The following is a 15,766-nucleotide window of genomic DNA, read 5'->3' as shown; positions in this document are numbered from 1 at the left end:
GTATTTAAAAATAATGAAGTTAGTTTTATATAGCAAACAGGGTTGTCACCTTTGTGAAGGATTAGAGGAAAAATTACGGGAAATTGATGATTTTAGTTTAATTATTGAAATTAGAGATATTACTACCAATGAACAATGGTTTGAGGTTTATAAATACGAAATACCTGTATTATTGATGGTTACGGATAAGGGCGATCGCCCCATACCCCGTATGTCTCCCCGTATTTCTGTGACACAACTAAGCAAAAAATTACAACAGTTTGCAGAGGATCTCATAGAGAATTAAGCCATGGTGAAAACATTATTTTTTGTACTTTATTTCTCCTAAATATTTAGATAAATAAGGGGAAAAAACTTCATAAATAAGAGTTAAAGGTTTGCGGTTGTGCCAAAAAAGATAATGTCGCCCCCAAAAAGGTCCTTTTTCCCCAAAACTTTCTTCTAAATAAGGACAATTACCGTAATAAATACCTTGAATATCCCGATACAATTCTGTGTGCAATTTAGATAAACTTTCCCAAATCGGTAAGGCTCTATTCTCTAAATAATGATCCACATTGTCCGCACTCCACCAAGAAGAAGCATAAGCCAACCTTTGCCCAGAAGCAGTTTTGAGCCATACTTGTCTTCTTAACCTAGGTCCTGGGACGTTTTCTATGGCCTGAGGGGCATTATCTTTATCCATACCAATCAAAGACATATCAATCACATCTACTTGGGTAGGCTCTTGGGTTAATAACCTCAAATGCCTTGTGGGAGAGCCATCTCCTAATAATAGTATTTGCCAAGGAGGTGCTAATTGGGAATGGGGTAAACCTGTTTTTACTACTTCTTCTCCCCCTTGCCAGAGATTATCTAAACAGTTCCACTGAGTTACGATTGGTTTAGTCTTCAAGGTTTTTTGCTGATGAGTTTACAAAACTTAATAATATTGTAGCAATTATGTTCATACAGTTGCTAAGGACACTTTTTTAAATCTCCTCAACCATCAGAATGGCAAGAACGTGTTTTAATATTTGTGTGTTGAAAATGTCAACTAAAAAAGTTTTGATCTACGAAATATTCAATAGTCTAATGAAAGGAGAATAAAATGAATTATTTTGTTCAACGGAATATATATTGTCTTTTCCATTTTATTGTTATTTTTCAATTCAAAATATATTAAGACATATATATAATTTATATGAATAGTTTTATTAATTATTTAAAAGAAGCATTTAAAGATAAAAACTTTTTAAAAATAGTTCATCTTACAGAAAATATTGTTTCTAAAATTCTTTCTTTAGGAATTATAATTGTTGTTTTTATTTCGATATTAGATTTAATATTTGTCTTAGCAAAATATTTATTTATCACTGGAGAGTTTGGCTTTTTTGCTAGTACAATTTTTGAAATATTCGGACTATTTCTTAATATATTGATTGCCCTGGAACTATTGGAAAATATTACCGTATATTTAAGAAAGCACATACTTCAACTAGAGTTAGTTTTGACTACTGCCTTAATTGCGGTGGCAAGAAAAATTATTATTTTTGATCCCAAACAATATGACAAAATTGATTTAATTGCTTTAGGGATAGCTATAATTTGTCTCTCTGCCAGTTATTGGTTAGTGAGAAAGTCCCATGAGGTTGAGTAAATAGTAAAATAAATAGGGATAAAAAAAGTATTTAAAAATGGTAAAAGAAAAAGAAGTAATAGGAGTGGATTTGGGTGGCACAGCCATTAAATTTGGACGTTTTCTGGTGGATGGTACTTGTTTAGAGTCTTTTAGTGTTGCCACTCCTCAACCTGCTACCCCTGAAGATGTCATAAATGCGATCGCCCTTACCGTTAATAGAATCAACCAAAATAAAAACATTGTTGCCTTGGGCATTGGAATGCCAGGGGCTACAGACGTAAAAGGTAGAATAGCCAAAGTAGCCATCAACCTAAGTGGATGGCATGATGTACCCCTTGCCGATGAATTGGAAAAGAAAACAGGACTAAAAACCATTCTTTGTAACGATGCTAACTGTGCAGGATTAGGAGAAGCATGGCTAGGTGCAGGAAAAAACTATCAAAATTTAATTTTATTAACCATTGGTACGGGGGTAGGGGGCGCTGTCATTCTCCATGGCAAATTATTTATCGGACATAATGGTGCTGGGGGAGAATTAGGTTTAGTGACCTTCAATCCCCATGGACATCCTTGTAATAGCGGTAACACAGGCTCCTTTGAACAACACGCCTCCGCTACAGCCATTTATCGTGATACAGGCAAAAAACCATCTGAATGGGGCGAATTAGCAAAAAAAAATGATCCTAGCGCCCTAAAATTTTGGGAAGATTATGGCAAGATAATAGGCACTGGCTTGGCAACCTACATTTACATCTTTACCCCAGAAGCCATTTTGATTGGGGGGGGAGTGAGTGCTAGTGCTGAATATTTTTTACCATCAGCTTGGGAAGAAGTTGAAAAAAGAGTATTACCTAGTTCTAGGGAAGGACTAAAATTAATGGTTGCAAAATTAGGTAATGATGCAGGAATGGTTGGTGCTGCCAAACTAGCTTGGGAATTAATTCAATAACATATCACCATAATTAATATTTTTAGCGAATACACCATGGTTATTGAGTTTTAGATATTCCGCACCTTAGAGAACATTAATTAGCGGGTAAGGTTCAAGAGTCACCTCTCTCTCCTCCCCTAAGAACCGTGCGTGACAGTTACCCATCACACGGCTCAAGCCTTACTTCAAGCCTTCAAACTTGGATTTTGAATGTACCTGTTTGTGACAAGACTTGTGTAAATGTACAAGATTATCAGTGAAATCTTCACCACCATTTATCACAGGTACTATATGATAGGTTTCTAATAGTTCTCCGTTAAATAAGTTCTCACCACATACAGGACATTTCCAATTTTGGTTAATGGCTACTTGATAGTATTTACTACCTTTTGCCCAGTAGTTTTTACCCTGTTTGAGTTTGCGGTTATTTCAATATTCTCGGAGTGAAGAATCATAAGGACTAGCATTGCCCTTGACTTTGGTATGCCTAATGATTGTGGTACTACCTATATTGTACAGGATATGAGTTACCTCTTGTCCTTTTCTGCCAATACCTTTACACATAAATAGGGTCTGCTGAATAATAATAGAATCAAGATAGAGCAATAGTTAGAAGGATTATGTGAGCAGAAAAAAGCGAAAAAATGAGCTAAAATCAAGAAAAAAGTAAGTTTTTTCGGTTTGACCATGTACATTAGAACAAATCAAATACATTATTCAGTATCGGATTTTAAAATCCAAGAAGATTTTCATCTAGATGAAAATAATCGTTGGGTAGTAATGAGTGAAATAATTCCATGGTTAGAATATGAAGAAGAATATGCAAGTATTTTTGAAGAAAAAATAGGAGCACCAGCCAAATCATTTAGAGTGGCATTGGGTTCATTATGAATTTAAGAAATATTGACGATAAGTGATAGAGAAACAGTAGAGCAAATAAAAGAAAATCCATATCTACATAGGGTTAGAGTGCTACGAAAATAAAGTAGTATTTGACCCGTCAATGTTAGTGCATTTTCGTAAAAGAATAAGTAAAGAAATAATCGATAAAATAAATAGACAAATAGTAAAAGAAACATTGGTAACAGAGGAAGAAAAAAAAACTCAGAAAAAGAAGAAAAGAATAAAGGAAAACTAATATTAGATGCCACAGTAACCCCATCGGACATAAAATATCCCACAGACTTGGGACTATTAAATAAAGCAAGAGAAGACGAAAAAATTAGAAGCAGAATAGAAGGAAAATTTGGAGAAGGAAAAAGAAGATACGGGTTAAATTTAATTAGAACAAAATTAAGAGAAACATCAGAAAACAAAGTGGCAATCGCTATTTTGGTAATGAATTTAATGACTATAATCAGAAAAATATTAAAGGAAATTTTTTGTCTATTTTTGCAAAAACAATTAAAATTCCCTCAATATGATAAGTTTTACTTTTGTTTTTATGACATAAGTCTTAGATTTGCTTATCTATAAAGTCAATGACATATTAACACTTGTAATGCAATATTACGTTTAAGACTTTTTCAGCAGACCCTAATTTGTTAATGACCACTTTTCAAACAAAAAAGTCGCCTAATTGGAAGGCGACATATAATTCGCTATTTCTAGGGAAAACGACATCTAATTTGTTAATTAATTTTGAAGAATCGTTAAACCTGATTTAAGGTAGTATCATTAGTAATGCTTCATCCACAAAGATTTTCGACGTATTTATTTTCGACGACAATAATTTATTACTGTACAACTTTTTTTGGTGTTTACCTACTACCTCATTCTTTCGGAGAAGTAAACCTTTGAGCCACAGTTTCGGGTTGAATAGAAGATAGTATGATATGGTTAGAGTCTGTGATAATAACAGCCCGTGTTCTTCTCCCGTAGGTAGCATCTATAAGTTGACCTTTATCTTTTGCTTCGTTGATAATTCTTTTTATGGGGGCTGATTCTGGGGAAACAATGGCAATAATTCTATTACCAGAAACAATATTCCCAAAACCTATATTTACCAATTTAATATCCATCAACTTTATAATTTTCTATAGATAATGACTAGAGTAATCATATCTTTATTTTTTAACATTAACAATGATTTTTTATGAGCATAAATTGATAATTTTGGTCATGGGATGTTAATTCTTTAACTCAAAAATAAGAGTTTTTTTATTTATGGATAAATATAGGTTCATTAAAGGTTATATTTAATTAGCGATCGCCTATAGCCATAACATCAGTAGCCCCAAAAATAGCTTCATAATAAAGATAAAACTTAAATTCTAGGATATTATGGGCAGGATCTTGTAAAAAGAAAGTTTTATGCTCAGTTAATTCCCCAGAGAAACGAATGCGAGGAGGTTGATAAAACTCAACCTGTTTATTTTCACAGTTAAAAACCAAATCATCCCAATCAGATTCCTTCGTAAAAACGATACCAAAATGACGAGGATAAATCCCCCTAGGAGGAGTAATATTTTCTTTGCTAGTATGAGCGACTAACTGATGTCCATAAAAATCAAAAATCATGGCATGGTCATTATTTCTACCTAACTTCGCTCCTAAAATATCTCCATAAAATTTTTTAGTATCCTCCCCATTAATCATGGGAATTGCTAAATGAAAAATAATATTATTCATGACACAAAATAATTAAATATTTCCTCTACCTCCAATATAAATCAATTTTCAATGGTTAGGTTTTCAGTGCGCTCGAATTTCAATTCCCCATGACTACTATTCACCCAGTGTTGTTTTTGTGTACTAAAAACATTTAACTTACGAAAAGTATCCGCATCCCGAATTCTGATACCCCCATCCCCAATGTAAGCCACCTCCGCCACACTATCGGGGGTATTATCAGGCGCCCTAGCTACCAAATCCGCAATTCTCAATTGAGTTGGATTCATTTTTAAAGACATAATTAAACATTCTCGATTACCCCTTGCCCCTGCGTGGGCAATACCTTTTAGAGTACCCCACACATAAACATCTCCCCCCGCAATGATAGTGGCACCTGGATTGACATCACCAAGAATAATTACCGTGCTATGGTGAGATATTTGCACCCCCGATCGCAAATTAGTTTTAAGATATAAAGGTTCAGCTAAATTTTGTTGAGGATTTTCTTTAGGTTTAACAAAAAGAGAAATAGAAGGATTTTGCTTAACAGAATAACCCGCACTAGCCGCTGCCACAGCAGTTTGACGACGTTGGGCAATGACTAAATCGAGTTTGAGTTGATTTTGTTCAAGAATTTCATCTAACTCCCTAATTTGTCTAGTATCCAACAACTTATCACCGCTATCTAAATGGGCTTTTGTCTCAGGAAGCCATGACTTATCCATTTTTTGCAATCGGGTTTTGAAATCCTCTATCATCCTTATCCATTGATTGCTATGGTTGGTTTTGTGGGGGGGTAAAAAAAGATAGACAAAATCCCCTTCTTGTTTTAATTTAATTTGCTCTTGACTACTGAGGGGAGGGGTTTCGGTGACTTCTTCGGGGAGTGGTAATTCTGGGGGAGAATCATTTTCTAGGGTAGAAGATAATTCTGGGGGCGTATGGTTTTCTGTGGGGAAAAGATTACTTTCTTCGGGGGGGATATTTTCGGATGGATTAATCATTATTTAAGGAAGTAAATGGTTTTTTATGGTCAAGGGCAAAAAAACGAACGGTTTAAATTCTATAATATATTTAATAAGGTGCTTAGGGTTTATTCCTATGGCAACTCAACATGGTAGAGGTACAGTATCATAATGTTTAAGCCTATCTCAGATTTAGTCAAGTCTTTACATAAGGACTCCCAAGAATTACTAACAAATCGCTACAAAATCGGTAATTTGGTGGGTAAGGGAGCCATGGGGCAGGTTTATAAGGCTTTTGATATTAATAATAATGATACGGTGGTGGCGATCAAATTTCTTTCTCAGGCTTTGTTGGATAGTAAAATGCGCGATCGCTTCCAGAAAGAGGCTAAAATAAGTGCATTATTGGGTGAACAAAGTGATCATATTGTTAGGGTAAAGGATTATGGCGTTGATGATAGTCAAGTGCCATTTTATGTGATGGAATATTTAGAAGGCTATGATTTAGATCAACTGGTTAAGAAAAAGCCCCTTTCTTTCCCCAAATTTCTATCCCTTACCCGTCAAATATGCTTGGGATTAGAGTGCGCCCATAATGGTATTTTAGTCAACAATGAGTTAGCCCCCATTATTCACCGAGATATTAAACCGAGTAATATATTTTTAGCCAAGGATGAAAAAGGAGGTCATTTTGTCAAAATTCTTGACTTTGGCATTGCCCAAATTCATAATCCTGATGAATCTTTAACCCAAAAATCCTTTATGGGTACTCCTGAATATTGCTCTCCTGAACAAATGGCGGAGGATGAATTGAAGGCAACTTCTGATATTTATAGTTTAGGGGTATTGATGTATCAGATGTTAACCCAACAAACCCCCATTAAGGCAGAAGCTCATAATTTTCAGTCGTGGTACAAAGCCCATAATGAATTTCCCCCCAAAAAATTACCTACTTATTTGGAGTTACCCAAGGATTTAGATGACTTGATTATGAGTTGTTTACATAAATCCCCTGCCCGTCGCCCTCAAAATATAAGGGAAATTTTGAAGGTAATTATCCCTTTAGACAGGGAATATAATAGCGATGGGGGAATGAATCAAACAAGTAAAGAAGCATCTTCAGCACTTCTTCCTATCAATACGGTTTATCGTCAAAGTTTTTGGCCGCAGAATAAACCCCAGAAAAAGATTGTTTTTCCGAATTTGGTGGAAGCCCAAGAGGGTGCTTTTTCTAGTTTATGGAGTATGTTGGAGTCTGATGAGGTGCTACATTTTCAACCTAAATCAACTTTTTGTTTTACCCACTTTATGTTTCAGGCTACTCCCCACCCGATGATTTTGTGGGTTAATTTGCTTTATAATCGGACTTATGAGCCAAAATGGTTGCCTTGTTATTTGGATTTGAAAACAGATATTGGTGCTCAAATTAGTACTAATTTAATTAGTCAGAAGAAGTACCATATTTTACTTTTTGAGTTAGGACATCCTTCTGGTTATAAACAAAAGTTAACTGTTAATGTCGCTTCTGAGAAGTTGAAACAACTACAAAATTTTCTGCTTAAGGCTTCTTCTTGGCAGGGTGAAGGACAACCCGAAGGGAGTAAAATTATTTTGAAAAAACAGTTTGAGTCTGTGAAAAAGACGATTTTGGCAGCGGTGGCAAGGGCTAAATAATGGATAATGGATAATGGATAATGGATAGTTGATAATTAAATTTTTATGCTCTATTTTTTATTGCCTAATGGTCAATGATGATTGATAATAATATCTGGTATATCTACTAAGAGATTATATTCCAAAAGATTAGAAATAAAGGCAAGTAGAGGAAAGTAAAATTCTGTGTTTGATTTACAAAGCTATTTGAAAGAGAAACAAAAGTTGGTGGAAAAGTCTTTGGATGAGTCTTTGCCTATGGGTAAGCCTGAAAAGATTTATGAATCGATGCGTTATTCTTTGTTGGCAGGGGGCAAGAGATTGCGCCCTATTTTGTGTTTGGCTACTTGTGAGTTGATGGGGGGTAATGATGATATTGCGATTCCTTCTGCTTGTGCTTTGGAAATGATTCATACTATGTCTTTAATCCATGATGATTTACCCGCGATGGATAATGATGATTATCGTCGGGGTAAGTTGACTAATCATAAGGTGTATGGGGAAGATATTGCGGTTTTGGCAGGGGATGGATTGTTAACCTATGCTTTTGAGTATGTGGCGAGGAAAACTAAGGGGGTACCTCCTGAGAATGTGTTGGAGGTGATTAAGGTTTTAACTAGGGCGGTGGGCGCCCAAGGTTTAGTTGGGGGGCAGGTGATGGATTTGGAGTGCGAGGGTAAGACTGATGTGACGGCGGAGATGCTTAGTTTTATCCATATTCACAAAACGGGGGCTTTATTAGAAGCCTGTGTAACTTCTGGGGCGATTTTGGCAGGGGCAAACCAAGAGGATTTAGAGCGGCTTTCTATCTATGCAAAAAATATCGGTTTAGCGTTTCAAATTATTGATGATATTTTAGATGTAACTGCCACTAGTGAGGAGTTGGGTAAGACGGCGGGAAAGGATATTTCTGCTGACAAGGCTACTTATCCCAAGTTATGGGGCTTAGAGGAGTCTAAGGCTAAGGCTGATGAGTTGGTGGAAAGTGCGATCGCACAGTTGGCGGTATATGGAGAAAAAGCCCAACCATTAAAAGCTTTGGCAGAGTTTATTGTTAATAGAAAAAATTAAGAGGGTATAAACAATGCAGATAATGAATGAAGTTCTAGGTAACAAGTTAATTGTAATTCCTCTTTTAGCCTGTATTCTTTCCCAAATCATCAAAGTTACGGTAGATACCGTCCATAACCGCAAATTTAGCTTTCGCTATATCGTTAGTACAGGGGGTATGCCTAGCGCTCACTCTGCCCTTGTAGGGTCTTTAGCCACGGGTGTAGGACAAACTTTGGGGTGGTCATCGTCCGAATTTGCGATCGCCTCTATTTTTGCAGGAATCGTCATGTATGATGCCGCAGGAGTGCGTCAAGCCGCAGGAAAACAAGCAAAGGTATTAAACCAAATCATGGAAGGAATGATTAACAACGAAGATTTTAACGAAGAAAGACTCAAAGAATTACTGGGGCACACCCCTTTTCAGGTAGTAGTCGGTTTAATTTTGGGAATTTTAAGCTCTGCCATTTTCCTTCCCCTCGTTTAATCTTAGAAATTCAACCAACTAAAAATATCCCCTACCGTTAACCTCAAATCTAAAGCAAAATCTGGCACAGGTAAAACATCATCATCCACATCAAAAGCCTTCACTTTCTGAGGATAGTAAGCAAAAATAGTCTTATGTTCAGGATCAATTATCCATGCTAACTGACATCCATCTTCAAGGCAACGCAATATTTTCTTGATAATCAAACTCTGACTTTGTTCAGGGGAAAGTATCTCAATCATCCAATCAGGGGCGATACTCACCACATTCCCAATATCCCCATTATCATCCCATGGAATATGATCATAAGTCAACACCACAATATTAGGCACAATAGATTTACCCCCAAAAGTACACCTCAACTCAGGAAAAGCAAAACCAATTTTTTTAGGCTTAAGAATTGAATTAATAGCTGTAGCCAATTCAACTTGAATAATACTATGTTTTCCTTGAGGCATCGGTTTACTAATAATTTTATGATCAAAAAATTCCTGTGCAGGTTTAGTCTCAGGCAGTTGTAGAAACTCCTCTAAACTGACAGTTTTATTACCAATGAGAGTAACCATAAGTTCTACCCTGTAAAATACTTACCATAGAATTATTATAGAACTAATATTATTTTCCCATGGTCAAATATGACACTCCTAGATAAAAAGTGAAAAATGATCCTCTTTTTCTCTAAAAAAGAAATAAAAGATGAGGGAAAAAAAAGTCTAATAAAAATTTTTCTAAAATAAACTTATTAAAAACATAGATTAATAGCCATGACAACCCTAACCATTGACTGTCAATCATTAAATATTAGCGATGACCAATTTTATCAACTATGCCTCAATAACCGTAATATTAGATTTGAAAAAAATAATCAAGGAGATTTAGTTATTATGACTCCCGTAGGAGATATTAGCAGTAATAGAAATGCTGGAATTATTGCTCAGTTGTGGTTATGGAATAATCAAGAAAATTCAGGCATAGTTTTTGATTCTTCCGCTGGTTTTATATTACCAAATGGCGCCATTAGATCTCCCGATGCTTCTTGGATTTCCCTTAAAAAATGGCAATCAATTCCCGATACAGAAAAAGAAAAGTTTGCCCATATTTGCCCTGACTTTGTCATCGAATTAATGTCTCCTAGTGATAGCTTAAAAACTACCCAAGAGAAGATGAAAGAATATATGGAAAATGGAGCAAAATTAGGATGGTTAATTAATCGGAAAGATAGACAAGTAGAAATTTATCGAGAGAATCAAAATACTGAAATATTAGATAATCCTAGTAATTTGTTAGGAGAATATATTTTAATAAACTTTACCTTAAATTTGGAATTAATTTGGTAAATAAAACAGTAGAAAAATTACTAAGAAAAAAAGTTATGATGATTTTGTTGTAGCTCGATTAGGCTTTAGTCATCAAATACTGCCCATTACCCAAAACTTCCCCATTACAAGCATCAAAATAAGCAATACACCATATCAAATATAACCGCCACATTCTGCGAAAACGACTATAATCCATGTCATAGTTAAGGGTTTTAAGATATTCTTGGTTATTATCAAAGTTACGCAACCATGTTACTAATGTTTTAGAATAATTTGAGCCATTCATAAACCATTTATCAACGGTTTTAAGGTCTTGATTATATAACGGTACATTTTCATAACCCCACACTCTAAAGCGTGGAAAAATATACTTTTCAAGAAAGACACTCGAGATACTATGGGGAAGTTTAATGGCAATAATATGTAGTAAAAATTGACCTTTATCTGTAAGTAAAGATGATACTTTTTTAAAACTATTAGTTAGGTTTCCTATATGTTCAAACACTCCTAAGCTAATAATTTTATCAAATTTTTGTTCAAAATTAATGGTATTAAAATCACCTTCAATTAAGGTAAAACAATCCGAACTAAAATAACTTTGATCATCTTTTATTTTATTACGAATATACTGACAATGTTCTTTACTTAGATTTAATCCTGTTACTTGGCAGTTAGGAAATTTTGAAAGAATATAATGTAAAGCACTGCCAAAACCACATCCAATATCTAAGATATGATCTCCGTCTTTTATTTGAGCTTTAGTAATAAGATCATCCAACATATCTGTTTGTGCTTGTTCCAGATTTGTTGCTCCTTTTTGCCATAATGCCATGGTGTATTTGGGATACATTAATTGACTTTCCCCTAGCATAACTTTAAATAATTCTTTGGGTAAGTTATATTGAGTTTCCATCAATTCATGGGATTTTTCAGCTAAGTATTCGCTCTCTTTTAATAACCATTCATAGGGGATTAATAAAAAAGGATACTCTCGATAACAAATAGGAATAATTGTATCTAAATTTGACTTGACTAAAAAATCAGGTATCTCTAATCCATTAATATAACTTTCACACGCCGCCATTTGCATGGTGTTAAAACATTGAACTAGAAATTTATTCTTATGGTAGTTAGTCTCGATCTTTTTGAATTCGATAGAAACAAATTGATTGTTTATGTCAGCCATAGAAGTCATAATAAACCCCTCCGATAAATTGGAAAATAATTATTTATTACTCAGAATATAGAGCTGATTTTATGTTTAATAATTTTCTCTTTTTATTTTTTTACGTGGTCTTTTTTATTGTGAAGAAATTTTTTAAGTGTTTATATGAAAACGACAAAATGTATTGGGTAAATGAGTGTATCATAATACCCATGGTAATTTTGATGATTATACGTTATTTAAAACTACTATATTCTGTAAAAATGTACGCCGATTCTAACAAAAATTTTAATAAAAAATATAAAATAAATCTAAAGTTTTCTGAGAAGAAAATAAATTTTGTAGTATCGATATTATGAGGTTTAACATAACTAACCTGAGTTCGGGTTAAGCAGATTGAGGTAAAAGCCAGTCTAAATGAAGCGTAGGTTTCTTGGGTTTATGACAGTATGCAATTAATCCACAAAGAAGGTTGGCACAAAAATTGACAGGTGAGCGATGACGAGAATGTTCTATTTGTGAAATATTTTTGAGTTGATCATAAACATTTTCCACAATAGACCTCTTACGAGAAAGTAACTTGTCATGGAGTTTCATGAGTTTGTTTTTCATATTACGCTTAGGTTTAGCAAAAAATTCAATGCCATATTCTTCAAGTAACTCTGTGGCTAGTTTAGCCGAGACATAACCTCGATCTCCAAATACTTTACCCCAAAGTGTTTCTAGGAGTTCAGTAACGGGTTTTCGGTTATCTACATTACCCGGGGTTAAACTCATATTGAGAATTTCCCCCAATTCATTGACAACTAAATGAAGTTTAAAACCATAAAACCAATCCACGGAGGTTTTTCCTCGCGCGGCTAAATCTTGAAAAACTTTATGCCTTGAAATGCGTCGATTATGACAAACTTGAATTTTGGTTGAATCAATAAAACTAATACCTGTACAACGACCAAAACAATGTTTGAGATATACACAAAGAGGCATTAGGGTTGATGGTATCCATTCAATAAATCGGTTATAACTGGGAAGTTTGGGAAAAGCTGATCTCCAATATTGCTGAACATGATTGAGATAAAAATGTTTGAAATTACGATAACTGTTTTGATGAAAAGCAATCAAAATGGTCATCCGATTCGCTTAAACAAAGACTTTTTGCTCTTATCCCTCTTTTGTCAGTCTCCGATAATCTTTGAAATTGCTAAACTCTAAAAGTCTTTCTCTATATGCGATCGCCCGATTATTTGTTACTTTAAAATAAAAGATGACTCAAAATTAAGAAAAGTAAATTGTAGTATATGTAATCTTTTGATTATAAGGAGTTATGAAATTAATTAATAGTAAGAAAAAATGGAAAGTGGCAAAATAAAAAGATAGTAAAAATGAAACGCAATTATGGCAATGGATATAGCTGAACAAATCAGGCAACACTTATAGTCAATCAAAATAAGACTGAGACATTTAGCTAGTACAATAATTATAAATTATTTCATATAAAGTTATTGTACTATTGCTATACATTTTTGCTCTTTTTAAAGCACTAAAATCGTGTTCAATATCATTTAAATCTGGTGAATAAGTTGGTAAAAACATTACTAGATGACCTGCTTCTTCTACTAATTCTTTTATCATATTTTTTCGGTGGATTGGTGCATTATCCATTATTAGTATTGAAAATTGTTTTAGTGATGGTAATAAATACATTTTTAGCCATGATTCAACACTTTCTGCATTTAAACTTCCTGTAAAGATCATTGGAGCAATAAAATCTTTTTCTTTCTTTCTTCTTCCTGCTACTAAATTTTCTCTTTTTCCTCGTTTTCCTTGTTTCTCATCATAAATTTTTTTTCCTTTTTTTGACCACCCATAAATGCAAGTACTTATTTCCTCAAATCCTGACTCATCAATAAATACCATACTCTTACTTCCGTATTTTTTGACTAATTCTCTTAATTTTTGTAAGTATTCTATTCTTTGTTTTCTATTTCTTTCTCTATAACGTAACTGTTTTTTTTTCTTGTTATGTTCATTTTTTTGAATGCATGAGATATTGCTGACATTGTTACTCCAAATTTTTTCGCTCTATCTATTAATTTATCATCTGGATTTTTCACTACATCTTCATATAGTGCTGATTTATCTAATTTTCTTTGACGAGTTTTGACCACTGTTGGTCTTAAATCTTTTCTATTCAACCATCTATATATTGATGCTCTTGATATTCCAAATATTCTCGATGCTTTTGTTACGTTACCTCTATTTTCTACATAGTCAATTACTTTTTGTCTTAATTCTATATCATGGGGCATTATACTTAAATATAAAAATAATTACTTCATCCATTATTTTACCCTTGATTGGTTCATACTTAAGTAAAGTGACTATAATATTAAGTTTGGATAATTCGTTATAAATAGATTGTATCTTCACAGTTACCCGACCGTGTAATGAATTACACGGCTAACGGTAATTCGTTCAATAAATTGAACTAAGATATTGATATTGCTAATTTGTAAGTGGTCAAGGGGACTTGATATAATTCAATAGTGTTTCGTGTCTAAAATCAGCAATGCCCAAAATCTAATTAAAAATCACCCCCACCACCAAAATCTATATCAATACCTCCCAAATCTATATTTACATAATCACTTAAATCGCCATCGCCTCCACAATAATCATTTGTTGACATAGTTTCAACGTTACAATTATCCATCAGCTGATGATGAGAAGCATTAATGGGAATGTAATTATCACTATCAGTGGATAGATAATATTGTTTATTAATTGATAGTTTTTTAATTAACCAATTCTTGAAAAAATAAGCTGCGGGAATAGATAACAGTGAGATTATAAAAAAACCAAAGGAAATTCTCATAATAATATCTATCATTAAGTATTAAAAATTATGTTACTCCCCATTACTAAATGATAGCTCACAATCGCTCGCAATTTGTGCCTTCAATTCATCAAGGGAGTTAAACTTTCTTTCTGGTCGCAAAAACTTCAATAATTCTACTTCTAAAACTTTATTATATAAATCCCCTTCCCAATTCAAAATGTGAACTTCCACGGTGGTTTTTGTGCCATCAACTGTAGGGCGATCGCCTATATTCATTACTCCTAATAATTGGTTATCATAGATATTATTTTGGTTTACTATAACTTTATAAACTCCTTTTTTTGGGAGAAACTTTTGTTTATCTATATCTAAATTTGCCGTAGGAAAACCAATTTTTCTTCCTAATTGTTGCCCTTTTACAACCTTTCCTTTGAGAGTATATTTTCGTCCTAACATTCCTTGTGCTAAAGATAAATTTCCTTCCCCTAAAGCCCTTCTAATATCTGAACTACTAATCCTCGTAAAACTATCATTAATATCAATTTTTTCCTCAGCGGTAATATTGACATAAATATTATTTTCTGCCGTTAATTCCTGTAACTTATGGGCATCCCCTTGCCGTTGATAGCCGAAACGAAAATCTGAACCAATACTGATATATTTTGCGTTTATTTTTTCTACCAAAATATCCTTAACAAATGCCCTCGCTGAAAGAGTAGCTAATTCTCGATCAAAAGGTAATAATATTAATTGTTTTACCCCCATTTTTTCTAATAATTTCGCCTTCTCAGGAATGGGAGTTAAAAGTTGTTTTTTCTTCCCTGTAAAATACTCTTGGGGATGGGGAGTAAAGGTAACAAGGGTAGGATAGATGTCTGGATTATTAATTTTAAATATTGAATTTATCACCCTCTGATGTCCTCGATGAAGTCCATCAAAATTGCCAAGGGCGATCGCATTTGGTGTGATAATATTTTCTAGGGAAGAAGTTACAAGAATTGTCACTGAAAACAGGTGTGAATAATTGATAATTGACAATGGATAATTGATAACTAACGGTAAGAGTTAATCATCAACGGAAAAATCTTAATATGTCTTAATTTTCTATGGTTAATGGTGTATT

16 protein-coding genes and 4 pseudogenes are annotated in these 15,766 nt (G+C 33.8%); 9 read left to right on the top strand and 11 right to left on the bottom strand.

The features are described from left to right. Positions 1–13 precede the first annotated feature (13 nt). On the top strand, positions 14–286 hold the full coding sequence (locus tag AA637_RS12000) for a glutaredoxin family protein (protein ID WP_446682948.1): 273 nt from the start codon (positions 14–16) through the stop codon (positions 284–286). Between the two features lie 15 nt (positions 287–301). Here AA637_RS12000 and AA637_RS11995 read toward each other — a convergent pair whose 3' ends face one another. Next, on the bottom strand, positions 302–895 hold the full coding sequence (locus AA637_RS11995; RefSeq protein ID WP_446682947.1) for a chorismate lyase: 594 nt from the start codon (positions 893–895) through the stop codon (positions 302–304). A 288-nt stretch (positions 896–1,183) separates the two neighbouring features. Between AA637_RS11995 and AA637_RS11990 the strand changes: the two genes are divergently transcribed. Further along, positions 1,184–1,639 (top strand): phosphate-starvation-inducible PsiE family protein, encoded by a 456-nt coding sequence (locus AA637_RS11990; RefSeq protein ID WP_069790348.1) that lies wholly within the window; start codon positions 1,184–1,186, stop codon positions 1,637–1,639. A 37-nt stretch (positions 1,640–1,676) separates the two neighbouring features. Beyond that, the gene (locus AA637_RS11985) at positions 1,677–2,570 is read left to right on the top strand and encodes an ROK family protein (RefSeq protein WP_446682946.1); all 894 of its coding nucleotides are present in this window, start codon (positions 1,677–1,679) and stop codon (positions 2,568–2,570) included. 162 nt (positions 2,571–2,732) lie between these two features. On the opposite strand, the gene AA637_RS11980 is transcribed toward AA637_RS11985, so the two are convergent. Then, positions 2,733–2,915: an HNH endonuclease gene (locus AA637_RS11980; RefSeq protein WP_446684587.1), complete on the bottom strand. Its 183-nt coding sequence runs from the start codon at positions 2,913–2,915 to the stop codon at positions 2,733–2,735. Between the two features lie 390 nt (positions 2,916–3,305). Here AA637_RS11980 and AA637_RS11975 point away from each other — a divergent pair. Both AA637_RS11975 and AA637_RS11970 read left to right on the top strand, forming a co-directional pair. After that, positions 3,306–3,628 (top strand): annotated as a pseudogene (locus tag AA637_RS11975) (transposase); the annotation flags it as partial. A gap of 40 nt (positions 3,629–3,668) precedes the next feature. After that, positions 3,669–4,028, top strand: a pseudogene (locus AA637_RS11970) (transposase); the annotation flags it as partial. Between the two features lie 296 nt (positions 4,029–4,324). Here AA637_RS11970 and remA read toward each other — a convergent pair. The 3 genes from remA to minC form a co-directional block, all read right to left on the bottom strand. After that, positions 4,325–4,573: an extracellular matrix/biofilm regulator RemA gene (remA, locus tag AA637_RS11965; protein ID WP_069791259.1), complete on the bottom strand. Its 249-nt coding sequence runs from the start codon at positions 4,571–4,573 to the stop codon at positions 4,325–4,327. A 181-nt stretch (positions 4,574–4,754) separates the two neighbouring features. Beyond that, the gene (locus AA637_RS11960) at positions 4,755–5,183 is read right to left on the bottom strand and encodes a VOC family protein (protein ID WP_446682945.1); all 429 of its coding nucleotides are present in this window, start codon (positions 5,181–5,183) and stop codon (positions 4,755–4,757) included. A 41-nt stretch (positions 5,184–5,224) separates the two neighbouring features. Further along, entirely contained in the window at positions 5,225–6,169 is a 945-nt protein-coding gene (minC, locus tag AA637_RS11955; RefSeq protein WP_446682944.1) for a septum site-determining protein MinC, read from the bottom strand. Positions 6,170–6,301: 132 nt separating this feature from the next. Here minC and AA637_RS11950 point away from each other — a divergent pair, with 132 nt between their 5' ends. From AA637_RS11950 to AA637_RS11940, 3 genes are all read left to right on the top strand, one after another. Further along, positions 6,302–7,804 (top strand): serine/threonine-protein kinase, encoded by a 1,503-nt coding sequence (locus AA637_RS11950; protein ID WP_446682943.1) that lies wholly within the window; start codon positions 6,302–6,304, stop codon positions 7,802–7,804. Between the two features lie 165 nt (positions 7,805–7,969). Further along, positions 7,970–8,854 carry a geranylgeranyl diphosphate synthase CrtE gene (gene crtE, locus AA637_RS11945; protein WP_446682942.1) on the top strand — a complete coding sequence of 295 codons (885 nt, stop codon included), beginning with the start codon at positions 7,970–7,972 and terminating at the stop codon, positions 8,852–8,854. Between the two features lie 13 nt (positions 8,855–8,867). Further along, positions 8,868–9,320, top strand: coding sequence for a divergent PAP2 family protein (locus AA637_RS11940; RefSeq protein WP_446682941.1), 453 nt, complete (start codon positions 8,868–8,870; stop codon positions 9,318–9,320). Positions 9,321–9,322: 2 nt separating this feature from the next. On the opposite strand, the gene AA637_RS11935 is transcribed toward AA637_RS11940, so the two are convergent. After that, a complete protein-coding gene (locus tag AA637_RS11935) occupies positions 9,323–9,886 on the bottom strand; it encodes a Uma2 family endonuclease (RefSeq protein ID WP_446682940.1) in 564 nt (187 codons plus the stop codon). 198 nt (positions 9,887–10,084) lie between these two features. On the opposite strand from AA637_RS11935, the gene AA637_RS11930 reads away from it, so the two are divergent. Further along, entirely contained in the window at positions 10,085–10,657 is a 573-nt protein-coding gene (locus AA637_RS11930; protein ID WP_446682939.1) for a Uma2 family endonuclease, read from the top strand. Between the two features lie 58 nt (positions 10,658–10,715). Here AA637_RS11930 and AA637_RS11925 read toward each other — a convergent pair whose 3' ends face one another. The 5 genes and pseudogenes from AA637_RS11925 to AA637_RS11905 form a co-directional block, all read right to left on the bottom strand. Then, positions 10,716–11,834 carry a class I SAM-dependent methyltransferase gene (locus tag AA637_RS11925; RefSeq protein WP_446682938.1) on the bottom strand — a complete coding sequence of 373 codons (1,119 nt, stop codon included), beginning with the start codon at positions 11,832–11,834 and terminating at the stop codon, positions 10,716–10,718. A 357-nt stretch (positions 11,835–12,191) separates the two neighbouring features. Beyond that, positions 12,192–12,996 (bottom strand): annotated as a pseudogene (locus AA637_RS11920) (IS982 family transposase); the annotation flags it as partial. Positions 12,997–13,265: 269 nt separating this feature from the next. Then, positions 13,266–14,113: pseudogene (locus AA637_RS11915) on the bottom strand (IS630 family transposase). A gap of 275 nt (positions 14,114–14,388) precedes the next feature. After that, on the bottom strand, positions 14,389–14,679 hold the full coding sequence (locus tag AA637_RS11910) for a hypothetical protein (RefSeq protein WP_446682937.1): 291 nt from the start codon (positions 14,677–14,679) through the stop codon (positions 14,389–14,391). Between the two features lie 33 nt (positions 14,680–14,712). Next, a complete protein-coding gene (locus AA637_RS11905; protein ID WP_446684586.1) occupies positions 14,713–15,642 on the bottom strand; it encodes a bifunctional riboflavin kinase/FAD synthetase in 930 nt (309 codons plus the stop codon). Positions 15,643–15,766: the final 124 nt, after the last annotated feature.

This window comes from Cyanobacterium sp. HL-69 (assembly GCA_002813895.1).
In the GTDB taxonomy this organism is placed as follows: Bacteria; Cyanobacteriota; Cyanobacteriia; order Cyanobacteriales; family Cyanobacteriaceae; genus Cyanobacterium.
The sequence above is the reverse complement of the archived record's forward strand: the minus strand, read 5'-3'. Positions and strand labels throughout refer to the sequence as shown.